We start from the raw sequence: 909 nt of genomic DNA, 5'->3' as shown, positions 1-909 counted from the left end.
TGGGACCGCCGACATCCTGTCGGCTCCCGAGACCACCGATATTCCGTTGGCCCTTCCGGCTAGCGGGGAGCCCGCGTAGGGCGGATAAGCTTGCGCCATCCGCCGGATGCCAGCCATCTCCGGCGGGTGGCGGCCAGGCTCCCTCCTGTGTCGGGACGGGGCTTGGCCTGACCCGACCTACAGGGCTCTCCGGTAAGGGTTCAAGACACTCCATTGAGTCTTCAAGACTCTCCGGTGAGTCTTCAACACTCTCCGATGAGTCCTCAAGACTCTCCCGTGAGTCTTTAACAGGCTCCGATGGGTCCTCAAGACGCTCCAGTGAGTCTTCAAGACGCTCCGGTGAGTCCTTGCCAGGCCCGGTTGCGGCTTCGGACCTCGATCTCCACGCCTCGCCCTACTCCTTTGCGGCAGGGGGTTTTTCTCGTTCCCACGCGCTGCGTGGGAACCTGGTTGCTCCGCGCCGCGGAGGGCATCAGGCCGGTGTCCGGCATTCGTATACCCGGGAATCACACCTGCCGGCGATCCGGCGTTATCGGGTGCGGCCCAGAGGGCGTCTGCTCTGGGCGTTGCCAACAGCTGGTGATGGGGTCCGTAAGCCGTCTGAAAGACGGCGGTCCCAGTTGGCCTGGGACCGCCGACATCTTGTCGGCTCCTGGGATCACCGACATTCTCTTTCTCGTTCCCACGCGCTGCGTGGGAAGCTGGTTGCTCCGCGCCGCGGAGGGCATCAGGCCAGTGGTATACACGGTAATCACACCTGCCGGCGGTCCGGCGTTGTTATCCGGTGCGGCCCAGAGGGCGTCTGCTGTGAGCGTTGCCGCCAGCTGGTGATGGGGTCTGTAAGCCGTCTGAAAGACGGCGGTCCCAGCCGGCCTGGGACCGCCGACATCCTGTCGGCCCCTGGGATCG

The 909-nt window shown here is 64.9% G+C and carries 1 protein-coding gene; it reads right to left on the bottom strand.

Features of this window, described 5'->3' with window-relative positions:
• Positions 1–506: 506 nt before the first annotated feature.
• Positions 507–909: hypothetical protein (locus tag E1958_RS21055; RefSeq protein WP_208108632.1), on the bottom strand; the 403-nt coding region annotated here is incomplete at its 5' end.

This window comes from Candidatus Thiosymbion oneisti, assembly GCF_004359955.1.
Taxonomy (GTDB): domain Bacteria; phylum Pseudomonadota; class Gammaproteobacteria; order Chromatiales; family Chromatiaceae; genus Thiosymbion; species Thiosymbion oneisti.
This window is presented reverse-complemented; position numbering and strand designations above follow the sequence as displayed.